General features: G+C 48.5%; 18 protein-coding genes. 10 read left to right on the top strand and 8 right to left on the bottom strand.

Annotated elements, in window-relative coordinates:
• The first annotated feature begins 166 nt into the window (after nt 1–166).
• Nucleotides 167–703 (top strand): hypothetical protein, encoded by a 537-nt coding sequence (locus QGP82_RS17185; RefSeq protein ID WP_499060460.1) that lies wholly within the window; start codon nt 167–169, stop codon nt 701–703.
• Nucleotides 704–722: 19 nt separating this feature from the next.
• Here QGP82_RS17185 and QGP82_RS17190 read toward each other — a convergent pair whose 3' ends face one another.
• Both QGP82_RS17190 and hemL read right to left on the bottom strand, forming a co-directional pair.
• Nucleotides 723–1,481: a HEAT repeat domain-containing protein gene (locus QGP82_RS17190; protein ID WP_163662509.1), complete on the bottom strand. Its 759-nt coding sequence runs from the start codon at nt 1,479–1,481 to the stop codon at nt 723–725.
• A 146-nt stretch (nt 1,482–1,627) separates the two neighbouring features.
• Nucleotides 1,628–2,929 carry a glutamate-1-semialdehyde 2,1-aminomutase gene (gene hemL / locus QGP82_RS17195; RefSeq protein ID WP_499060462.1) on the bottom strand — a complete coding sequence of 434 codons (1,302 nt, stop codon included), beginning with the start codon at nt 2,927–2,929 and terminating at the stop codon, nt 1,628–1,630.
• Between the two features lie 307 nt (nt 2,930–3,236).
• Here hemL and hisIE point away from each other — a divergent pair, with 307 nt between their 5' ends.
• The 3 genes from hisIE to QGP82_RS17210 all read left to right on the top strand — a co-directional run bounded on the left by hisIE (nt 3,237) and on the right by QGP82_RS17210 (nt 6,259).
• The gene (gene hisIE / locus QGP82_RS17200; protein ID WP_499060465.1) at nt 3,237–3,878 is read left to right on the top strand and encodes a bifunctional phosphoribosyl-AMP cyclohydrolase/phosphoribosyl-ATP diphosphatase HisIE; all 642 of its coding nucleotides are present in this window, start codon (nt 3,237–3,239) and stop codon (nt 3,876–3,878) included.
• A 79-nt stretch (nt 3,879–3,957) separates the two neighbouring features.
• Nucleotides 3,958–5,139, top strand: a complete 1,182-nt coding sequence (locus QGP82_RS17205) for a DNA double-strand break repair nuclease NurA (RefSeq protein ID WP_499060467.1) — start codon at nt 3,958–3,960, stop codon at nt 5,137–5,139.
• 376 nt (nt 5,140–5,515) lie between these two features.
• A complete protein-coding gene (locus QGP82_RS17210) occupies nt 5,516–6,259 on the top strand; it encodes a phycobilisome rod-core linker polypeptide (protein ID WP_163702573.1) in 744 nt (247 codons plus the stop codon).
• Between the two features lie 75 nt (nt 6,260–6,334).
• Here QGP82_RS17210 and QGP82_RS17215 read toward each other — a convergent pair whose 3' ends face one another.
• The 4 genes from QGP82_RS17215 to groES all read right to left on the bottom strand — a co-directional run bounded on the left by QGP82_RS17215 (nt 6,335) and on the right by groES (nt 12,876).
• Complete coding sequence (locus tag QGP82_RS17215) at nt 6,335–8,161, bottom strand: DUF3685 domain-containing protein (protein ID WP_163702572.1); 1,827 nt, start codon at nt 8,159–8,161, stop codon at nt 6,335–6,337.
• 71 nt (nt 8,162–8,232) lie between these two features.
• Nucleotides 8,233–10,056: a hypothetical protein gene (locus QGP82_RS17220; protein WP_499060469.1), complete on the bottom strand. Its 1,824-nt coding sequence runs from the start codon at nt 10,054–10,056 to the stop codon at nt 8,233–8,235.
• A 674-nt stretch (nt 10,057–10,730) separates the two neighbouring features.
• Nucleotides 10,731–12,359, bottom strand: a complete 1,629-nt coding sequence (groL, locus tag QGP82_RS17225) for a chaperonin GroEL (protein WP_163662520.1) — start codon at nt 12,357–12,359, stop codon at nt 10,731–10,733.
• 205 nt (nt 12,360–12,564) lie between these two features.
• Nucleotides 12,565–12,876, bottom strand: a complete 312-nt coding sequence (gene groES, locus QGP82_RS17230; RefSeq protein WP_006516274.1) for a co-chaperone GroES — start codon at nt 12,874–12,876, stop codon at nt 12,565–12,567.
• Between the two features lie 388 nt (nt 12,877–13,264).
• Between groES and QGP82_RS17235 the strand changes: the two genes are divergently transcribed.
• From QGP82_RS17235 to atpC, 4 genes are all read left to right on the top strand, one after another.
• Nucleotides 13,265–14,698, top strand: coding sequence for a two-partner secretion domain-containing protein (locus QGP82_RS17235; protein ID WP_163662522.1), 1,434 nt, complete (start codon nt 13,265–13,267; stop codon nt 14,696–14,698).
• A gap of 427 nt (nt 14,699–15,125) precedes the next feature.
• Entirely contained in the window at nt 15,126–15,998 is an 873-nt protein-coding gene (locus QGP82_RS17240) for a hypothetical protein (RefSeq protein WP_490793605.1), read from the top strand.
• Between the two features lie 185 nt (nt 15,999–16,183).
• Nucleotides 16,184–17,638, top strand: a complete 1,455-nt coding sequence (gene atpD / locus QGP82_RS17245; protein WP_163662526.1) for a F0F1 ATP synthase subunit beta — start codon at nt 16,184–16,186, stop codon at nt 17,636–17,638.
• A 190-nt stretch (nt 17,639–17,828) separates the two neighbouring features.
• Complete coding sequence (gene atpC, locus QGP82_RS17250; RefSeq protein ID WP_006516278.1) at nt 17,829–18,236, top strand: ATP synthase F1 subunit epsilon; 408 nt, start codon at nt 17,829–17,831, stop codon at nt 18,234–18,236.
• A gap of 166 nt (nt 18,237–18,402) precedes the next feature.
• Here the strand turns inward: atpC and QGP82_RS17255 are convergent, their stop codons facing one another.
• Nucleotides 18,403–18,735 carry a 30S ribosomal protein PSRP-3 gene (locus tag QGP82_RS17255; RefSeq protein ID WP_499060474.1) on the bottom strand — a complete coding sequence of 111 codons (333 nt, stop codon included), beginning with the start codon at nt 18,733–18,735 and terminating at the stop codon, nt 18,403–18,405.
• A gap of 72 nt (nt 18,736–18,807) precedes the next feature.
• On the opposite strand from QGP82_RS17255, the gene QGP82_RS17260 reads away from it, so the two are divergent.
• Together QGP82_RS17260 and QGP82_RS17265 are read left to right on the top strand one after the other, a co-directional pair.
• Nucleotides 18,808–19,602, top strand: coding sequence for a TIGR01548 family HAD-type hydrolase (locus QGP82_RS17260; RefSeq protein ID WP_163662530.1), 795 nt, complete (start codon nt 18,808–18,810; stop codon nt 19,600–19,602).
• Between the two features lie 120 nt (nt 19,603–19,722).
• A complete protein-coding gene (locus tag QGP82_RS17265) occupies nt 19,723–21,243 on the top strand; it encodes a DUF3370 domain-containing protein (RefSeq protein ID WP_499060476.1) in 1,521 nt (506 codons plus the stop codon).
• A gap of 22 nt (nt 21,244–21,265) precedes the next feature.
• Here QGP82_RS17265 and QGP82_RS17270 read toward each other — a convergent pair whose 3' ends face one another.
• On the bottom strand, nt 21,266–21,955 hold the full coding sequence (locus tag QGP82_RS17270) for a zf-TFIIB domain-containing protein (protein WP_499060478.1): 690 nt from the start codon (nt 21,953–21,955) through the stop codon (nt 21,266–21,268).
• Nucleotides 21,956–21,975: the final 20 nt, after the last annotated feature.

Raw genomic sequence — 21,975 nt, forward strand, 5'->3', positions numbered from 1 at the left:
GCTAGACTGAAAAAGAAGAAAAAAGCAGCTTAACGTTGATTGCTTGCACTCATGTTGCCCGGTGACAACACACTCTGCAATCGGCAGAGATAGAAGCTCTTGCCTCTTTTTTTGTTAAAAGTCCAATTACTGAAGTTGTTTCCAGAATTCCTTAATAGCTCTCTCTATGTTTCGTACCCCTGTGTTGCTTGTGGGTAGCCTGTTGCTCATGGGTCCAGCTGCGATCGCGCAAGCGCTGACTGGTCAGTTCGCACAAGGCCTTTCACCCTCCAGCCGTGATCACTTTGAGCGACTAGACGATTTGATTATTCCAATCGAGGCCACATCAGGCAGTTGTCCCCAAGAAGTTCGCTTTTGGAAAGAAACCCATCGCAACTTCGAAGCTGGTGAGAATAGTGGCATTATGCTTGATGTCTCCAGCGTCAGCCGAGGAAAAACCGAATTTATCGATAGCCAGGAGCACTCTGTTACCTTCAGAACACCCCTTGCGCCGGAATTTTATAATTGCGTTGGCAAACTTGGCGAAAGCGAAGAACATTACCGACCTCTATACAGCCTTTGGTTTGAGGAAGGACATGTTTATTTTCACTTTGATATCAGTCCAATTGCACCGGAGCCTCATGAAAACTGGTACTTTGCGACTATTACTCATCAGGAAATTGTCGGCCAGTATCCCTATGTTCGCTGGGCTGCAGGCGATTAGGTACCGACTGACAATCGGGCTAAAAATCTTGTTCTTGTTCAATTTCTTCGACAACTTGTAAACCACGCGGATCACCCAAATTGAGGATGGCAGCTCGGGCATCGTCCCTGACGCCTAGATCGTCATCGTCGGCAAAGGTTTCGATCAGTGCATCAATGGCCGTTGCATAAACCACGTTATAGGTTAAGTCTTTGCACAGTTCACCAATGGACCAGGCACAGTTGCTACGCACAATAGCAATTGGGTCATTGCGCATGGTTTTAACCAAGGCTGGGATAGCTTTCAAAATCGCCTCAAAGCTGATTTTTCCCATTTGGCCTAAGGCACTGGCCGCCCAGAGCCTGACCACAGACATATCATTCTCAATGGCCTCCACCAGGGGCACAACCGCCTTCTCATTACGACAGTTACCTAAGGCCCAAACCACAGCTTTACGTACATAGCCATGGGAGTCATTTTGCAATTGCGCAATCAGAGCATCCACAGCCGTTTCACTGGGATTTCGACCCAGGGCATAGGCCGCATTGACTCGTACCAGAGGGCTTTCGTCACCTAATAGGTCAATCAGACGAGGTATGGCACGGGGCTCTTGAATTTTATAGAACGCACGGGCTGCCAACATACGCTGCTGCAAGTCATCTGACTCTAGCAGTGGCAGCATTTGGTCAGGGTTATAGCGAGGTCTATCGTCCTCTAACGGAATGTCATCTAAAGGATCGATAGGGGTCTCTAAGCCGACCTCAGTTTCTAAAACTTTGAGAGCATCTATATCGTCCATGTTTGAAAGAGGAAGGGATAAAACTTAGGTAATGGCCCACATGAACCATTACCCAGCATGCGTTTATAAAAAGTAATTGACCTCGGACCGCCTTGACAGCGGGCGGCTTTAATAGCGGCCCGCTTATTGAAAGCGACCCTTACTTTTTAGAGCGCAGACAAAACAGTACGTGCTGCAGCTAACGTATTGGCAATGTCATCATCGGTGTGGGCAAGAGACGTAAATCCAGCTTCAAACTGAGAAGGTGCCAGGTATACCCCTTGCTCCAACATGCCACGGTGGAAACGGCTGAACTTAGCTAAGTCAGATTGCTTAGCATCGTCATAGTTATGCACAGGTCCTTCAGTGAAGAACAGGCCAAACATGGCGCTGATGTTGCCACCACATACAGCATGGCCATTTTCACGGGCAATTTCTAGCAAGCCTGTGATCAACTTGTTGGTTTTCTCTTCAAGCTGTTCGTAGCTGCCGGGGCGACTCAAAATTTCCAGAGTCTTGATACCGGCAGTCATGGCCAGAGGATTACCTGACAAGGTACCAGCCTGATACACAGGACCCGCAGGTGCGATCATTTCCATAATCTCGCGGCGACCACCATAGGCACCGACGGGCAAACCACCGCCAATAATCTTACCCAAGGTGGTCAAATCAGGAGTGACGCCAAGCTTCTCTTGCACACCACCATAGGCAATGCGAAAACCAGTCATAACTTCGTCAAATACGAGTAATGCACCATCGTCTTGAGTTATTTCACGCAGCCCCTCAAGGAACCCAGCATCAGGCGTCACAAAGCCAGAGTTACCAACAATGGGCTCAAGAATCACACCCGCAATTTCACCAGGATTCTGCTCAAATAGGGTTTTGACAGCCTCAAGATCGTTGTAAGGCGCAGTCAATGTAGCTGCTGTCGTGCTCTTGGGTACACCAGGAGAGTCCGGTAGACCCAGGGTGGCTACACCAGACCCTGCCTTAACCAGGAACATACCGGCATGACCGTGATAGCATCCTTCAAACTTGATCACTTTTTCACGCTTGGTGAATGCCCGCATCACTCGCAATACCGACATACAGGCTTCGGTACCAGAGTTGACAAAGCGTACCATCTCGATGCTGGGAACGGCGGCAATCACCTTCTCAGCGAGCACATTTTCCAGGTAACAGGGTGCTCCAAAACTAGTTCCCTTTTGTAGGGCTTCCATCAGGGCTGCATTCACTTCGTCATTAGCATGACCGCAAATAGCAGGCCCCCAAGTACCGACATAGTCGATGTATTCATTGCCGTCAACGTCCCAAATATGAGAGCCCTTAACGTGGTCGAATACAATGGGTTGGCCGCCAACGGACTTAAAAGCACGCACGGGAGAGTTAACGCCCCCAGGCATTAAGTTTTGGGCAGCCGCGAAAATCTCATCTGATTTTGTCGTTTTTAAAGATGTGGTAGTAACCAACGGGCTCTCCTTATGGTTAAAAGTCGTTTGTCGAAGGGTTAGGATGACAACCTTACATGGCTGCCATTGTGAAAGGATACGAGTGAAATGCCTGAATCCATAATTTGGATGGATACCTCGTCAGGCAACTGATTGCGCCTCTCAGAGCGGCATTAATCAGGATGGCGAAGATCGCAGTATTCTCAATCGTAGCGTTTGTGATTACACCGATTGCAATATGTTAAGGAATGTAGCAAAACAGTAAAAGCTCGCCAACTGCGACAATAGAGCTGCACTGAGCTGCATTGATACTGAACTAACACGGATCATGAGTACCCCGCTTTCTTTTGTTGGCGCTATCCCCACTGAAAAAATTCGCTACAACGACCAGGGCCTGGTACCTGCGATCGCACAAGACTATCTGGATGGCACCGTGCTCATGATGGCCTGGATGAACCAAGAATCCCTACAAAAAACCTTGGAAACAGGCGACGTTTGGTATTGGAGCCGCTCCCGTCAGGAGCTATGGCATAAGGGAGCCACCTCCGGTCATTTACAAAAACTAAAGGCTATTCGCTATGACTGCGACAGCGATGCCCTGCTGCTAACCATTGAACAAGTGGGTGACATCGCCTGCCACACGGGGGAACGTAGCTGTTTCCACCAGGTGGATGGGGGCATTACACCACCGGCAGCGGATACGCTATCTCAGGTGTATGGGGTGATTTGCGATCGCAAAGCCAACCCTCAACCCGACTCTTACACCAACAAGCTGTTCGAAGGTGGCGATAATAAAATCCTCAAAAAAATTGGCGAAGAATCTGCCGAAGTGGTCATGGCCTGTAAAGATGACGAGCCTGATGATATTGCCGGAGAAGTTGCCGACCTGCTCTATCACACCCTTGTCGCTCTGGCCCATCACAACGTAGATATCAAGGACGTCTATCGGAAGCTGCAATCACGTCGATAACGCCATGTTTAGAGACGTTCGGAACGTCTCTAAATAATCAACCCATGGCACAATAGCAGTACAAATGCCCTATGGTGCCATGGCCATCAAACCGTCTCAAATCCAGGCAATTCTACAAAATAAACGCACCCATTTTGAAACCTTTGAAAAGAGGCAACAATCGAGTCTGGATATTTACCAAACGGCCTGGAAGGCATTATGCGAGACACCTAAAAAAAAGCTAGACGCCTGGCTAGCACGTCAGAATGGCACCATTGGTGCAAGGCCTTTGACATCTCTAAGTGATACAGAGCAAGGCATTCATCGTAGTAGGCTGCAGTGGGGAAATCGAGAACACAGTCTGCAATGGGTTAATGAACACCTGCAAGGCATCACCACATTTGCCGTAGACGGTTCTCAGATTTTTCCGAGCAAGGATTTGTCCCCTCCCATTGCTCTGGTACAAATTGGCTGGTTTGAAAATCCCCATACCTCAGCAGCGGATTACACCAAAGATATTGAGCTCGATGTGATGACTCCCAGGGATTTAGAACTGGGAGATACCTCCAAACCTCTAGATCGGTTGGTCAATAAACATCGATTTAGGATGGAAATTCGGCGTTTGGTGGAGTACATCGAACAGGTCAGCGATCCTGAACACTGTCTGGTGTTTTTTGATGGGGCTTTGGTTGCCACGTTTGCCGATGCCTATGAAGATGAGGATCGTAAAGAGTATGTCGAGGCTTTAATCAGCTTATTGGAGGCTAGCGAAGAATACCGTGTGCCGCTGGTGGGCTATGTAGACACTAGCTCTGCCCACGATTTGACCACATTGCTAGAGCATCATTCTGCCAGCGTCGCAGCCATTCCGAAGGTGACCGATGCTCAGCTATTGAATCGATACATGCAATGGGGTGACTGTACGCCGATTTTTCAGTGCGATCGCACCGGCATCCTTGCTGAATACAAAACCCGAGATAAAGACTACTCTGACCGCATCATATTCAGTTATCTCAAAACCAACCAGGGCCCTCCAGCCCGCCTTGAAATGCCCCGCTGGCTCCATAAAGCTGGCATTATCGACCGCGTCCTTAACTGGGTACGGGCTGAAATTATCGTTGGTGGCGGCTACCCCTACGCCATTGAAACCGCTGATCAAACGGCTGTGTTACAAACCAACGACCGCCAAATTTTCTTTCGCATCCTCCAAGACTGGGCCAGCCAAGAAGACTTACAGCTGCGCTGGTCTCGCAAAATGATGAGCAAGCTGCGTCGCCGATAAAGGTAACGGAATATTACAGCTTTTCATATTACGAGCCTCTCCCACTCAGAAACCAAATAATATATTTTGTCCGTAGATTAAATAAGTATTTTTACTTAGGCCTAACGAACTCAGCGTTTTTGTTCATATATAAAACCAAACGCTATCCATAGCATGCCTCGACGGTTAATTAGTAAATCATTTACTTTTGTTGTGTTTAATTGCGTTTCAGTACGTATTTTTCTGACTACTCCCTTCATATCCATAGGATAAATAACGAATGGAGGACGAGAACTCCTTATATAACTGCATTTGGGTGGTCTCAATGGCTACCCTGCAGTTTTTTTTCTGGCATTGCCCATAACAAGGATTTGAAACGCAAAAGGACTTGACCCTGATGACTTTACCTTTGTTAAGCTATCCCACCAGTTGCCAAAACCAGCGTGTGAGCGGTTTTGAAATCCCCGGTGATGAGCAGCCCCGTATTTTTTCCACCGCGTTGCTACCCGATGCCCAGGAAGTTGACATTCTGATCCTTGCGGCCTATCGCCGCATTTTTAATGAGCAGCAGCTCTTAGCCTGCCATCGCGATCGCTTTTTAGAATCTCAGCTGCGTAGCTCCCAAATATCTGTACGAGAATTCATTCGTGGCCTGCTACTTTCTGAATCTTTTAGACGACTGAACTACGAGTGCAGCAACAATTATCGCTTTGTTGACATGTGTGTTCAGCGGGTGCTGGGGCGTCAGGTTTACGATCGGCGCGAAACTCTCGCCTGGTCAATTGTGCTAGCCACCGAGGGTATCCAAGGATTTGTTGACGCATTGCTAAACAGCGATGAATACCTGGATAACTTTGGTGAAGAGACTGTGCCTTATCAGCGGCGACGCATTCTACCTCAGCAAGCCATGGGTGAAGTTCCCTTTGAACGCATGCCTCGCTACGGTAGCGATCATTTAGAACAGCTCACTGCCCTAGGTAATGACTTTTCTGCCACTGGCAGCGACTTCCTCTTTGGCGATGGTATGCCTCCCGAAGGACTGCGGAAAGTCGGTGCGGTTATTACAATCGCAGGCGCTATAGTCCTAAGCAGCGGAATCTTGGCCGTCATCCTATCCTGGTTTGGCTGGTTAAAGATCTAAGAAGTAAGTACCTGACTGCTGGAAGCTTATCGCTTCCAGCAGTCAATTCTCTCTAAAACTGAGCAGATTAAGACTCTACTCCCACTCATTAAATGTCGGTGGAGCCTGCCGTTGCCTCGTGCGACGGGTATCTTGCCAGGCACTACCAATACCTTGCAAAATACCGCGACCCACGAGACCAATGCCGCGACCCACTACTTCAGTGAGTACGTAAACTACACTGCTACCCACCAAGGAAACTAACGCTCGTACCCTTGGACTAAGGGCATCACGGGTTTCAAGCAATAAAGTCATGGCCCAGGGTAACCCTGAAAGCTGGTCTAACTCCTGGCGACGGGGGGCATAGATAGAGGAGCTGATGATACCCCTCGGTCCTAAGGTATATAAACGATACTGGCTCTCAAAGATGGCCGTTGGCTCATCGACTAAACGATTCCAGCGATAGCGCCAAGAGAGGTCATTACGAAAGCGTTCAATATCTCGAGTAGAGATAATCCGACGACTATACAATCCCTTTTTGATCGCTTCCACATCTGCCAAGCGATTAAGCAAGGGTTGCATGACTGCATTACCGATTTGGATCAGCAGGTTTTCTAAAAGTTTTTCACTATGGGCTAAAGCCTCAGGCGTGGTGGCAATATAACTCGTTCCATCTATCACCATGGCATCTTGAAATAGCCAATGGCTCAGCAGTTCTGGGACTAATGGAATGTGATTGAGGATTTCCTGTTCAACGCTATCTTTTTCTTGATACAGCACCGCCACCAGTTCTTGTTCAACACCGTTTAGAGGCACCATGTAATAGCGGCCAAAAAATTCTTCGATGGTGGCTACCCACAGATCCCGCAAAAGCTGAGGGAATTTAAAACGTAGCTGCCCTGGTTGTAGGGACGATTGCCGCAGATCATCCAATAAATCTTCAAACCGGCGAAGAACAATAAACAGCAGTTCCCGTTTTTTATCGAGGCGGAGGATGTCAATTTCCAGCGGCTCCGATGTTGTATTTTCTAAACCAGTCTGAAGCTTCGCAAAAACAGCTTCAAACACCATATTTTGAACATCACCACTGCGAAGGCTCAAAGAACTGGGCCCTGGGACAGTAATTGCTGCCGCCGCCCCGACAGAGTTGGGGCGTGGTCGTGATGCCATGGGCGCACTGGTGCGTCTCTGCAGTCTGACATTCTTTTTCACCCAACCAGCATCGGTGTATTTGTGAGTGGCCCACAGCTGCTTAGTCAACCAACGAGCTGCTTTGAGCTCACGCATTTTGCCAGTTAAAACTTGGCGCTCTAACCAGGACAGGCGGGGACGACGCAGTTCAGCTGATGTTTTGGCCAACTGTTGATCGATTTGTTCTAAACCCGACAGCCGCATGCTTAAACGCATCGCTGTCAGCGGTCCTGGAATCTGAAGCGATGATTTAGAACTGGATTCTATGGTTTTACTAGCCCCTCGACCGACTGTACGAATCAGCTGGGCGAGTTCGCGCACAGGCATACTGCGGGTACCATAACCATCGGCTCCGACCTGACGAGCAGCCGCTTCTAACACAGGCTCATCGCGAGCGCTCAGCACTAATACAGGAAGATTTGAGAACTCAGTTTTAATGGATTTACATAACTGTAATCCTGAACTGCTAACGGGCTCTGTGCTGGCATCACTGGCACCTAACCCCAAGTCTACAATGACTAAATTAATGGGTCGTTGTCCACGCAGCGTGGGGTCCGTAAATGCATTAGCTTGGGTGCGGGCATATTTCCGAATAATCCCCATGGCTTCAGATGCATTAGCCGCCTCAGCTGCAATTTGAAACCCAGGTAACTGCTCTAGCCAGACCCGTAACCCCAATCGAAAGGTGGGATCTTCATCCACCAGCATTAATTGCAAGGGCCGTTCACTCATGCCGCCTGATGTCGTTTTATCGGTTTAATCAGTTCTAGTATCCCTCACAGGTCTAGGATATGGATGAATGACTATTCATGATCGTAATGGCCATCTTCTTCGTAGTAGTCATCATCTATTGGTTGCTGTAGCGACTGAATATAAGCGCGTTCAGCATCCCAAATAGAGATTGCATTTCGGGCTTCACGATATAAAGCACGACCAGAGGCAATGCGAGCAGCCAATGCGATCGCATCCGACAACCGACCTTGATAAGCTAGCTCCTCAGCTTCATCTAAAATTGGTCGATCTTCAGCAATTTGAATCCGATTAGTCCAGTTCTTAATCGATTCCTGTGCTTGACTATACAAAGCTCGTCCTTTTTGGATCTTGCGAGCTTCCGTAATCGCATCCCGTAGCTTGCCCTTACTCGCTAAATCAAGCGCCTTGCTATAGAGGGGCTGATCCTCTAAGACCTGGATTTGCTTAGACCATTGGGCAATTTTTGTTTGAGCATCGATCCGTAGCGCTCGACCTTGTTGAATTTTTCTAGCTTCAACAATGGCCGCCTGTAAACTCGCCTTATCTCCACTGTCCGCCAGCTGCTGAGCTCGAACCAATGCAGGCCGATCTTCAATGCGTTGAATCTCTTTGGACCAATGGGATATCAAGGTTTGAGCTTGCTGACGCTGGGGTCGGTCGGTCGTAATGATCTGCGCCTGCTCTATAGCGAGCTTCAAGGAAGCCTTTTGATTAAGGTGAGCCATGAGCGTAGCTCCATAGAGCTGCTGTAGATCGCTGAGCTGTTTCGTCCATAGCTCTAACTTTGCCTGGGCATCTTGATAAAACGGACTCTCACGACCAATGTCTTGCACCGCCTGGATAGCATCCATCAAATTTAGGACATCTCCATAGGTGGGCTCCCAATCTTGCTGGAATGCGGCTAACCGCTGAGCATGGGCAAATTGAACCAAATCTTGAGCTTCTGACTTAGTGGCCAAGTCCGCTGGCACTTTTTGAATAATTGCGATCGCTCCAGCTAAATCATCCTGCTCCCACTTTTGCAATCCATAGGTCAGTAGCACATCAGCCCAGTCCGTCAATAACGGTTTAGCCTCAGGCCAGGCATGGCTTTGCACCTCAATCTGTCGGATCAAGGTCAGCGCCTCTGCCAGACTCTCCATCTGACCATCGCTAGCCAGAGTTTGTGCCTTGATTAAGGTACGACGAGCATCTTCTTCGCGTTGGATATGCTGCCCCAGATAGCGATGCCGATCTTTGAGCCAATAATCACTGGTCAAACGCTTAATGTCTCGTAGCTGCTGACGGGCACCACTCCAATTTTGATTACCCACGGCTTCTATCACCACAGCCGAAATTTCTTCACCCTTCACCCATTCTTGCAGCCAACGCTCTGAAGCGACCTGGGCTTCTGCATAGATTTCAGCCCGAGGTGGAATATAGCCCAACAATTGGGTCGCTCGGTCTATATGCCCCTTCTGCATGCGCTGTTGTGCCAGCTTCAATAACCCCTTAGACCAACGATTAGCCACCTCTTGAGAATCTTGATAAAGAGGGTGGGTCTCATCCCAAGCAGAAATTAGCTGTATCCCAGCCACCAAATCCTGCTCAGCCCCCGATACTGCCGATTGCCTAGCACAGTAAAGTCGCTCACTGTCAGCACTAAATACAGATATTCGATCACAGTTGGGCAAAGGGGGTAAACGAGTAATCAAGGCGACCGCCCATAGACCTAGAGCACTCGATGCTACCAGCAACATCAACCACACACTTGACCAGAACCAAGCCTGTCGCCCTCTCGATTTACTTCTACCCTCAAGACTTACCAAGTCTTTCCCCGTAGAGTCTGCGGGCGATGAATTAAATTGTTGTGGATCAGTAGGCGTAGCAGTCATTAGCAACAGCGTCCCAGACAGTGCAGGCCATTAACGGATAGGTCTCCCCCGAAAAAATCGGGAAAAAATCAATGGGAAGGAACAATATCCACACTGGGTCTGACTGTTCTAACGCGAGCCGTCAGGGATGTAAATATCGCTTTTGGCTTAACTGGCTAAAGCCACCCTTTAAAAATTCATATGGATTAGCCCATCTTCAGGCTACTTACTCCTACAAAACATTGACTGGGTTAGCAAAGCTATCCAGCGACTAAACCAAAATTTTGCTGTCATTGTAGAGGCAATTGACTAAATTACACAGGTTTTCGGAAAAACCTTTGCTTACAATAATTTAAGTGCTCCTTCAAAATGAGTTTGCCCCCCTAAATCACCTCCAAACCATTGACTGATTGATATCCTTCAATGAGTAGCTGCATTAGTTCAGGTATGTTCCTTTAAGTGGTAAGCGGTGACAGCTCAGCCATGACTCAGACCACAACGCAGACCCAAAAATCAGTCTCTGCAATCTGCACCATCCCAGACTCCTGATGCCATGGTAGTTATAGCCTCGTAGAGCGATATCGGTGCATGCCCTCAATCACCAACGACAAAAGCGGCAGGTGAGAAACACCAACCGCTTTTAGTTCACAGTTATCGACACTCAAAAGCATCGACTAATGGATTGTAGGAGCAGCTTAGTAGTCGAAGTCACCCATACCGGCACCAGCACCAGCAGCTTCCTTAGGCTCAGGCTTATCAACAACGATGCACTCAGTCGTCAATACCATCGCAGCAATAGACGCAGCATTCTGAGTCGCAGAGCGAGTTACCTTAGCAGGGTCAACAACACCAGCCTGCAACATATCCACGTATTCGTTAGTTGCTGCGTTGAAGCCGATGTTAAAGTCCTTCTCCTTGACGTGCTCAGCGACAACAGCACCGTTCTGACCAGCGTTCTCGGCAATGCGCTTGAGGGGAGAAGTCAAAGCACGGGTGACAATCAAAGCACCAGTCAGCTCTTCGCCAGTGAGATTAGCATTAGACCACTCTTCTAGACCAGGAGCCAGGTGGGCCAAAGTAGTACCACCGCCAGGAACAATACCTTCTTCAACGGCAGCCTTGGTTGCGTTGATGGCGTCTTCTAGACGCAGCTTACGGTCCTTCATCTCAGTTTCAGTCGCTGCACCAACTTTGATGACAGCAACACCACCGGAGAGCTTAGCCAGACGCTCCTGTAGCTTCTCCTTGTCGTAGCTGGAATCAGACTCTTCGATTTGACGACGAATCTGCTCGCAGCGTGCCTTCACATCGGCTTCGTTGCCTTCGGCTACCAGGGTGGTGTTGTCCTTAGTAATGGTGATGCGACGGGAGGTACCCAGCATGTCGATGCTGACGCCGTCGAGCTTAAGACCCGCATCTTCAGTGATGACTTGACCACCAGTTAGAACAGCAATGTCCTCAAGCATGGCCTTACGGCGATCGCCAAAGCCAGGCGCTTTAACAGCAGCTACGTTAAGCACACCGCGCAGACGGTTAACCACAAGGGTCGCCAGGGCTTCTTTCTCGATATCTTCAGCGATAATTAGTAACGGTTTGCCGGAGCGGGCAACCTGCTCAAGCACGGGAACTAGATCCTGTACCAGGGCAATTTTTTTGTCAGTGAGCAGCAAGTAGGGGTCATCTAGAACCGCTTCCATGCGCTCAGTATCGGTGGCGAAGTAAGGGGAGATATAGCCCTTATCAAAACGCATACCTTCAGTGATCTCCAGCTCAGTCGTCATAGACTTGCCTTCTTCCAAGGAGATGACGCCTTCGCGGCCAACTTTCTCCATGGCTTCAGCAATCATTTTGCCGACTTCTTCATCGTTACCAGCGGAGATAGTACCTACCTGGGCAATGGAAGTAGAGTCACCAACGGGCTGGGCTTTCTCGGCAATCCGCTCTACGAGGTAAGCAGTTGCTTTCTCGACACCGCGCTTGAGTGCGATCGCATTTGCACCAGCCGCCACGTTACGCAAACCTTCCTTAACAATGGCGTGAGCCAATACGGTTGCAGTGGTAGTTCCGTCACCAGCCGCATCGTTAGTCTTAGAAGCTGCCTGACGAATCAGAGCAACACCTGTATTTTCAATGTTGTCCTCTAGTTCAATTTCCTTAGCGATGGTGACACCATCGTTAACGATTTGAGGAGAGCCAAATTTCTTTTCAAGAACGACGTTACGTCCCTTGGGGCCAAGGGTAACAGCAACGGCCTCAGCCAAAGTATCCATGCCTTTTTCCAAGGCACGACGAGCATTCTCGTTATATATGATGCGCTTAGCCATGAATCAACCTATGTTTCAGAACGTTTGAGAGGGATCTGGGGTGGGTACAAGAAGCAAGCTTCTTTGAGTTTGCATTTTTGAGTTTTGGGCTCTTAGTTAAGGCTTTTAGGCTTTATGTCACCCACCAAAAAGTCAACTACCTCTGACTTTTTGGAATACCTTTAATTCAAAATTCAAAACTTAAAACTCATAACTGAGCTGGTGCTTAGCCAACGACTGCAAGGATATCCTTCTCAGAAAGCAATACGTAGTCTTCACCACCCAGCTTGATATCAGTGCCTGCATACTTGGAATAGAGGACCTTGTTACCAACCTCTACATCGGGAGCTTGACGGCTGCCGTCATCGCCACGCTTACCAGGACCCACTGCAGTAATTTCGCCAACCTGGGGCTTTTCCTTAGCGGTATCAGGTAGCAAAATGCCGCCAGCTGTCTTCTCTTCAGATGCGCTGACCTTGATCAGAACGCGATCACCTAGGGGAGTGACACTTGAAACACTCAAAGAAATGGCTGCCATAGTTTTCTCCGAACTTTGATAGATCAATCATTCGGCAATTGCACCAAGGCGATATCAGTTCGCCTGAGCAGTCCCTTTTTCCAACTGAAGGATCTGATAGGGAAAGGAGCCGCAACCTGAACACGGTTTAGCACTCTCTATTGCCGAGTGCTAATTTATCGCTTGAAGAGAAGCGATCGCAACAGATAGAGGGGTACGGGTTCCCGAACTTAGTGATTCCTCAAAACTCCTAGCAAACTTTATGGTTTCAACACAGTGATCTTCACAGCTGCTTCAGGTTGTATTAAAAATTCCTCGTATTATTTAAATGAATGGGTGCCATCTGTAGTTCTTGATACATTTTCACCTAGTGCATATGCTGACACGTTGTCTAGCAATTGCTAGTCCCATGAATTTCAAATTTTCCCTGCTCTTAAATGCCCTGCCACTATGGATAATCGGTCTACAGGGAGTAGCTTCTGCACAGGTCTCACCATCATCAGAAGCATCCGTTACAGCACCAACCCATATCCAACCAGCAACGTCCGACACAAGCGTTGTTAGGCAGTCTAATCATCAGCTCAATATTTTAGGTGGGCAGTCTTCAGGCGGGGTTGAGCCTAATTTAGTTCATCAGTTTCACCAGTTTGATGTAGGTTCTGACAATGCCGCCAACTTCATCGTTGCCCCAGATGTTGCCAACGTCATCAGCCTGATCAACAGCACTCAGCCTTCAGCTATCGATGGCTTACTCCAAATCACTAGCGATGATCCAAACCTGCCAAGCAACGCCAATCTTTTTCTAGTCAACCCGGCGGGCATTATTTTTGGGCAAGATGTCACCCTGAACCTGCCTGCAAATCTGACTGCTACCACAAGTTCCGGTCTTTTATTTAACGATAGATATCTCCTATCTGTAGATGGATCCATTAGTGAAATAGCTCTCTCAGACCACCAATCTGAGCACCATTCAGGAACACCCAGCATTAGGAATCTCGTTGGTAACCCTAATGGCTATCTACTATTCACAGGATCAACCAGTTCAGAAATATCAGCCCCATTCTCCACCGCACTGCCTACAGGTAGCATCGAAAACCAAGGCACCCTTCAAGTCCCTCCCCAAGCATCCATCACCTTAATTGGCCAATACATTCAAAATGACGGCAATTTGACTGCCCCCGGTGGCAATGTCAATCTAGTCGCGGCCTCTGGAGACAACCTTCTGAGACTCACCCAACCAGGTAATATTCTCGGCCTGGAGGTAATTCCGGCCGACACTCTCCAAACCATCGCTTCTACTGAAGCACAGTCCGCCATAACCCTATTACCAGCAGCGAATCTAGCGGAAATGCTGACCGGTGGTGAAGATAATAATGCAACTCAACTCGCAATCACTGCTGACGGTGCTTTTGTCTTAAACAACACCCCACCCCTAACACCAACCGCAGGCACAGTTTTAATTCGCGGCACTGTGGATATTTCCGACAGCGCCATACCTGCCCCCAATAGACTCCCAGGTCAGGTCAATATCCTTGGAGATCAGATCAACCTCATTGGAGGCAGCATCTATGCCAATGCCGTCGACCAAGCAGGCACCATCTCTATCGGTGGCATGCCCGTTGTAGATACCTTCAGTGCTACCTATGTCTTAATTGACCGTAGCTCTGAGCTTTCTGTCGACTCATCAGAGGCCAACGGGGGTGTTATTAACGTATGGGCTAGTGACACTGTTCGTTTCTATGGTGAAGCAACCGCAGATGGGGCCTCATCAGATTTAGATGGTGACATATCAATTAATGCAGGCAACTCACTGGATGTGCGTCGACCAGCCGTCAGCCGATAAACACATTGCTACAGCAGCCCGACCCACTCAATCAGTTCAGCAATTGAATACACCACATAGCGGTGTCGTTAGTTTAACGACCCGCTTTTTTTAGCAAGCAGATCCGTCAAAAACAGACTCCATCAAGCATGCATCATATCCGTAATACCACCTGAATTCAACCAAGATTGATGTGTATTTTTCATAAAGCTTACGTACTTTCAAGGAGCTTCTCAAGAAAAAGTGTCACTCTGGAAAAACCCCTAAAAATAAAGTTTCAAGAGACTATACCCCCCTCAACAAAATCTCTTCGAAACATCAATGGTGCGCCATAGAATCAGTATTTTTTGATACTCGGCAACCAAAAGTATCGTATTGCCCAAATCCTGAAACTTTACCCATGCGAATACCTTTTACTTTTGCTCCACAAGTTGGTGCAGCAAGCCTTTTGAGTATCGGATTATTAGCACTTGGTGGTGACGCCTCTGAAGCCGCTTGCCTACCGGGACGTTGTAGTCAAAATGGCCTCATATTTAGCGAAGCATCAGCCAACTTTAGAATCACGAATGTGACCGGCAGAGGTACCCATAACAACCCATTTGTGGTCTACCAAGATGTATGGGGCCTAGACATCTCTTTGGCCGTCAGCAATTTACCCAATGCTCCACAGCATTCAGTTTTTAATCGGCCAGGCTTTGCAATTAGTATTGTGTCGCGCAACCTGACAGGGGCATTCTGGCGGTTTTATGACCATGAATTGCAAGAGACGGCAGGGTACGCCAGTGGCGAAAACGATGGCCTATCCTTTGCCCAAGCTATAGGTCCTGTTCGTCCTTACACATCTAGTCACTATCAAAGAGCTGACGAAATTACGGATGTACGCGACTTTATTAACTTCTATCGGGGGAATGGAGTAAACCCAGGCGAAACGGTCCGCTTTAACTACTTCATTACCGATACGATTCCCAATCAGCGGTTCTATATCAGACAGCGTCCCGACTACCGGACCAACGCCACACAGACACCCGTCATTTCACCACAACGCCCTAAGACTCAGCCAACCAACCCCAGACCTATCAAAGCTCCCCAACCCATTCTGAAAAGACCTCAGCCAGTTACGCCAGCACCGGTTATACCAGCACCGGTTACACCAGCGCCAGCTGTGCCACCTCAACCTGGTGTTTCACCACCCAAGGTTCTCGCCCCCCAAGCCCAACCTGTGACCTTACCTCAAGCAGTTCCTGAACCATCAACGGTCATTATGGGTGTGTTAGCTCTGCTATTTAGTAAATCAATAGACCAGCGTAAGTCACCAAATTAACCAAACCTATTGTCTTGGAGCAGCACAAATACAATCTTGGTGAAAACGCAAAAGAACCCCGACTATAGCAAATACCAGTGCCATGGGTGATACATCTAGTGATAATCTTTTACATGGCACTTTGAAAGTAAAAATAAAATTAAAAGTCGCCGCAGTAGCTAATACCCTTAGGATAAGGCGCAAGCATGGTCACCACTGCAGAGAAAACAAATACTGGCTATATCACTCAGATTATTGGCCCTGTTGTAGACGTTAAGTTCCCCGCTGGCGAGCTGCCCAGCATTTATAACGCCCTCAAGATTGAAGGCACTAACCCCGCTGGTCAGGCTGTTTCTGTTACTTGTGAGGTACAGCAGCTACTAGGAGACAGCCAGGTAAGAGCCGTAGCGATGCGTTCTACCGACGGATTGGTACGGGGAATGGAGGTCACTGACTTGGGTGCACCTATCAACGTACCTGTTGGCCCTCCCACGTTGGGTCGCATCTTTAACGTTCTTGGTGAGCCCGTGGATGAGAAGGGTGATGTGGATATGTCCACCACACTGCCCATTCACCGAGCTGCTCCCAAGCTAACTGAATTGGAGACAAAGCCCTCAGTATTTGAAACGGGTATTAAAGTTATTGATCTCTTAGCACCTTATCGTAAGGGTGGTAAGACCGGCCTCTTTGGTGGTGCTGGTGTGGGTAAAACCGTATTGATTCAGGAGCTGATCAATAACATCGCTCTACAGCACGGTGGTGTTTCTGTGTTCGCTGGTGTAGGTGAGCGTACTCGAGAAGGAAACGACCTGTACAACGAATTTATTGATTCTGGTGTAATTAACGCTGATGACCTGGGGCAGTCCAAAGTTGCTCTAGTGTACGGCCAGATGAATGAACCCCCTGGTGCTCGTATGCGTGTGGCGTTGTCTGCGCTAACGATGGCTGAGTACTTCCGTGATGTTAATAAACAGGATGTTCTACTGTTCGTCGATAACATCTTCCGTTTTGTACAGGCCGGTTCTGAGGTATCTGCCCTGCTAGGTCGTATGCCTTCTGCGGTAGGTTACCAGCCCACTCTGGGTACTGATATGGGTGACCTTCAGGAGCGCATTACCTCTACTCTGGAGGGTTCTATTACTTCTATTCAAGCAGTTTACGTTCCTGCGGACGACCTGACTGATCCTGCACCTGCAACTACATTTGCTCACTTGGATGCGACCACTGTACTTTCTCGTGCATTGGCTTCTAAGGGTATCTATCCCGCTGTGGATCCTCTGGATTCTACATCCACTATGCTCCAGCCTGACGTTGTTGGTGGTGAGCACTACACAACTGCTCGTGCAGTTCAATCTATCCTGCAGCGTTATAAGGAACTACAGGACATCATTGCCATTTTGGGTCTAGATGAGCTTTCTGAAGATGATCGTCTCGCGGTTGCCCGCGCTCGTAAGATTGAGAAGTTTCTTTCTCAACCTTTCTTTGTAGCGGAAATCTTTACTGGTCTGGCTGGTAAGTACGTTAGTCTTGAGGACACCATTAAGGGCTTCAACATGATTCTCTCTGGTGAGCTGGATGATATTCCTGAGCAGGCTTTCTACCTCAAGGGTGGCATTGATGAAGTAATTGAGACTGCTGAAAAGATGAAGGCTGAGAGCTAAGCAATCGCTTATTTCTTGTGGCACAGATTACAGCTTTGTGAGTGGTGAGTTGCGAGTTTGCCCTGAGCTTGTCTAAGGGTAGTGAGTGGTTAAACCAGTTAGCTCTGAGTGAGTCAAAGAAGATCTTCAGGTCTTACGACTCACTACTCACAGTTCACGATTCACAATTCATTTTTACTTCTTGAGTTTTATGTCATTAGCAGTTCGTGTGGTAGCTCCCGACAAAACTGTCTGGGATGCTGAGGCAGAAGAGGTCGTGCTACCTAGCACGACTGGTCAATTGGGTATTTTGAGTGGTCACGCTCCGCTGCTGACAGCTCTTGATATCGGCGTATTAAGGGTACGGGCTGACAAGGATTGGGTTGCGATCGCACTAATGGGCGGTTTTGCCGAAGTGGAAAACAACGAAGTTACCATCTTGGTAAACGGTGCCGAGCGCGGTGAAGGCATTGACCTATCCGAAGCTGAAGCAGAATATACCTCTGCAAAGTCAAAAGCCGATAGCATTTCTTCTGACGATAAGCAAGCCGTTATCCAGGCAAGAAAGTCTTTGAAGAGAGCACGGGCTCGTGTTCAAGCTGCTGGCGGCAGCATCTAGTCGACGAGCAGCGCCTAGACACTGAAGACTACACAAGAAAAGAACTGGGAGACATCAAGGTCTCCCAGTTCTTTTTTCTTGCAGAAATAGTCGATCAACCATAAAGAACCGACTCGCTCAATGGGCGGGTCGGTTCTTTGAGAAATTACGATGGACTAAACCTAAATCATGAACTACCAGTAAAAGCTACGTCAGGAAATTTCTCAGCTGCTTTTTGCATAGACTGAGCTTTTCCACCCTCTTGCCAGTAATTAATAATCTCTGTTGCCTGGTTCAAAAGATCGATACGCTCTTCTTCAGCAATCCAAGTTTTGGATTCAAGCTCTAGCTTCATCTGGTCCCATGCATCATTACGAGGCCAGAAAAAGTAAGAGGTCAGCGGACTCGATCCCTTGCCCACTACTTGATCTACGGCAAGAGCCACATCTTTGTCGAGCCAGAGAACCTTTAAGATAAATCGAGACAATGCAAACCTCCGCTGTACGCCTTTTGGCTTCAAAACTACACGGTCTATAATTCTATCGCATTTGCTGTTTTAAGCACATCGAAATTAGTCTCTTCTACGTAAAAAATGTCTATCCCTATCGCCCTAGCTGTATTTGATATCGATGGCGTTGTTCGTGACGTCAGTGGTTCATATCGTCGAGCCATTGCAGATACAGTGGAGCATTTTACACAAGGGCACTATCGACCTAGCCCCATAGATATTGACCAGCTCAAAAGCGAAGGCGTCTGGAACAACGACTGGAAAGCGTCCCAAGAACTCATCCATCGCCACGGTCTAGCCTCAGGACAGACGTACAGCAGTGACTATGATGCTGTTGTGGAGTATTTTCAAGAACGCTACCGGGGTTCTGGTGACGATCCGAGTCAATGGACGGGCTATATCACTCAAGAACCCATTCTAATGACTGTTGACTATCTGACTAAGCTAGCCAGCGGTGGCGTACCCTCTGCTTTTTTTAGTGGGGCAACTCGAGGCTCAGCCAACTACATCTTGCAACAACGGATTGGCTTAGTGCAGCCCATACTCATTGCCATGGCAGATGCTCCGAGTAAACCAGATCCTACAGGACTCTACATGACTGTGGAGCAATTAGAAAAAAGCACCCCTGCCGGACTACCGGTTTTATATGCCGGAGATACGGTGGCTGACATGGCCACTATCGAGGCTGCTAAAGCGGAATTCCCTGAGCGCGTCTGGCTAGGAGTAGGGGTATTACCTCCTCACGTACAAACGGACACCGGCTACCAAAATCGCTATAGCCATACCCTAAAAGAAGCAGGGGCATCCATAGTGCTATCCCATGTGGAGCAATTAACTGCCGGAAAAATTCAAACCTTGATCAAACCTAAAGGATGCTAACAAGCTCCAGGAACCAGTCACCTGAACGGCACAGTCAGTCACATCAGCTACCGCTTGAATGGTAGGTTAGGCGACAGTCATGCGACTGTTGCCGTAGAAATTTGAGTAACTGTTAGTTCCATGGGTCTATTGCCGTTTTTAATTGCGCTTTTAGCTGCTCCATTATCTTCACCATTGACGTTAGAGCAGCAATTGGAAACCTCCTCAGACCAAACAATCGACGTTTCAGCAACAGACTTCTCTAACCACAGAGCAATTGCTCAAAACAGGGCTCCAGAGATCATTCCACAAATCCAGGAAGTTCGCCCTTTACCGGGGAGACTGGATAATGTGCCTGTTTTTAACAGCAATAGCCCCGAACTCATTGAATCTGAAGGAATTCTTCTATCCACCTTTCCCTCTCAAGGTAAGGCTGAACCATCAGCACACTTGGATTATGCCTTTGAGGGACGTTTTGATATTTTTGACCACCATGTTGTCAGGGCTCGAGACGATAGTGACACTCGCACCCGATACTTAGGAATTCTGCTGCATAACCCCAGTCGCCGACCTGTCACCCTCAAATTTCGCGAGGCCGCCAGCTACCTTAGCCAAGAAGCCCCTTGGCATGGTCGTAATGATGTGGAATTTAACTTAGCTAGCAATCAATTCTCAGGACCAGGCAGCCGCCTGATGAATGAAATCCTGCGAGATCGTCGCCAATCATTTTGGCCCAATGATGTTGTCATCCCTCCCCAAGCAAGCTACCTGCTTCTGAATGCACCGTTGCCGGTACGGAGGTTATCGGTAGCGACTGATGGTAGTGTCCCAGCTGGTAGCGAGCTATTGCCACCGCTGCCTAGCAACCTCAACGGTAATCGCAGCAATGCCAGGTCCACACTGCTGCGCCTGTCTAGCGATGGTCCGGTGTATGCAGCCAGCCTCACAATGCTCGCTCCCCTAACAGAAAGTGGGGGTGAGCGGGTCCCTACGACAGATGAATGGTTGCAGGTTCTTATTAATGGTAATCTTGCCACTCCTCGAGACCTCAAGCCTACACATCCCGGTCGTCAGGCCAACCCTTTTATATATGGCCGAGTGGCCGGAGTCAGCCAGGGTTCCAGTTGGCAAGCTCGCCTGAGCGATCGACGCTCATCAAGGCTCAAAATTCCCGAAACGGGCAAACAAATTTCCTATGCCATTAGCACCGTTGATCACAACACCTTCGGTACAGGCCAAATCCAAAGCGCCCGAATGCTTAGACGTTATAGCGATACAGCATATCGAGCCCATGGTAACTATGGCACTGAATACGATTTAACCCTGCCGCTTCATAACCCCACAGATCAGCCAAAAACTGTTGCCCTGTCTGTCCAAACCCCATTACAAAACGAAACTATCAAAAACGCACTCACCTTTTTGACTGCCCACGACTCGCGCATTTTCTTTCGCGGGACCGTTTTGTTTCTATACACAAACGACCAGGGTGAGCGGCGAGCTGACTACATTCACCTGGTGCAACGGCGAGGACAATTAGGTTCACCCCTAGTAGAGCTAACCCTAGAGCCTGGAGAAGAACGTTCCGTAGAAGTTCAATTTTTATATCCCCCCGACGCTACACCACCTCAGGTGCTGACGCTTACTACCTATGAAAATAACTGAGATAGCTTGAGGCTTAAAGCAATTACTTCGCCGGTTTGGGATAGTCGCAGTTCTGAGATAGCCCTCCATGCCCATAGGTTACAGGGCAATGATTTGCCTGCGCCTTAGGCACGGGATTCTGAGGCAATGGCTTTTGTACAGGGATGTAACGCGATTCATCCGTAGCAGGGGGTAGGTGGTTCAGGACAGATAAGATGTAGTCTCGATGGGGATGCTGCTCAAGCCAAGCTCTGATCGTCAATGCCTGAGTATAGTCGTCATCTCCCAGGGCATTACGGTAGGTTTCTTCTAAAACACGATTAAATTCTGCCTGGCGGAGCTGGGACTGCCAAGGCTCTGAAAATACCAGATGCACCTTGTCATGTATATTATGGGCTTGCAAGATTTCCCACTCCCCTTTGTCAAACCAATGACCGCCGCAGTGGGAGCACCGGTCTAGATAAAATTTCAGACCATGACCAACCTTGGCACGTCGCATCAAATGATTACATTCAGGGCAGAAAGACGCGCGACGATTATCGACAACCGACTCTTTTAACTCTGGAGAGTCACATTGCTTGATTTTTCCACTACTTGGTTGCCACTCTAGCCAATGCCAATAGTCATAGGAAGAGACCCATTGCCCCTCACAGGTTTCACAGGCATGAGCTGCCAAATACTCATCTAATCGAATGCGTTTTAAAGTGGACGTCTGACAACAAGGGCAATGCATAACAGGGGCCTGATTAAATG

Origin of the sequence: Leptothoe sp. LEGE 181152, from assembly GCF_032906605.1 — a bacterium.
In the GTDB taxonomy this organism is placed as follows: Bacteria; Cyanobacteriota; Cyanobacteriia; order Phormidesmidales; family Phormidesmidaceae; genus Leptothoe; species Leptothoe turfae.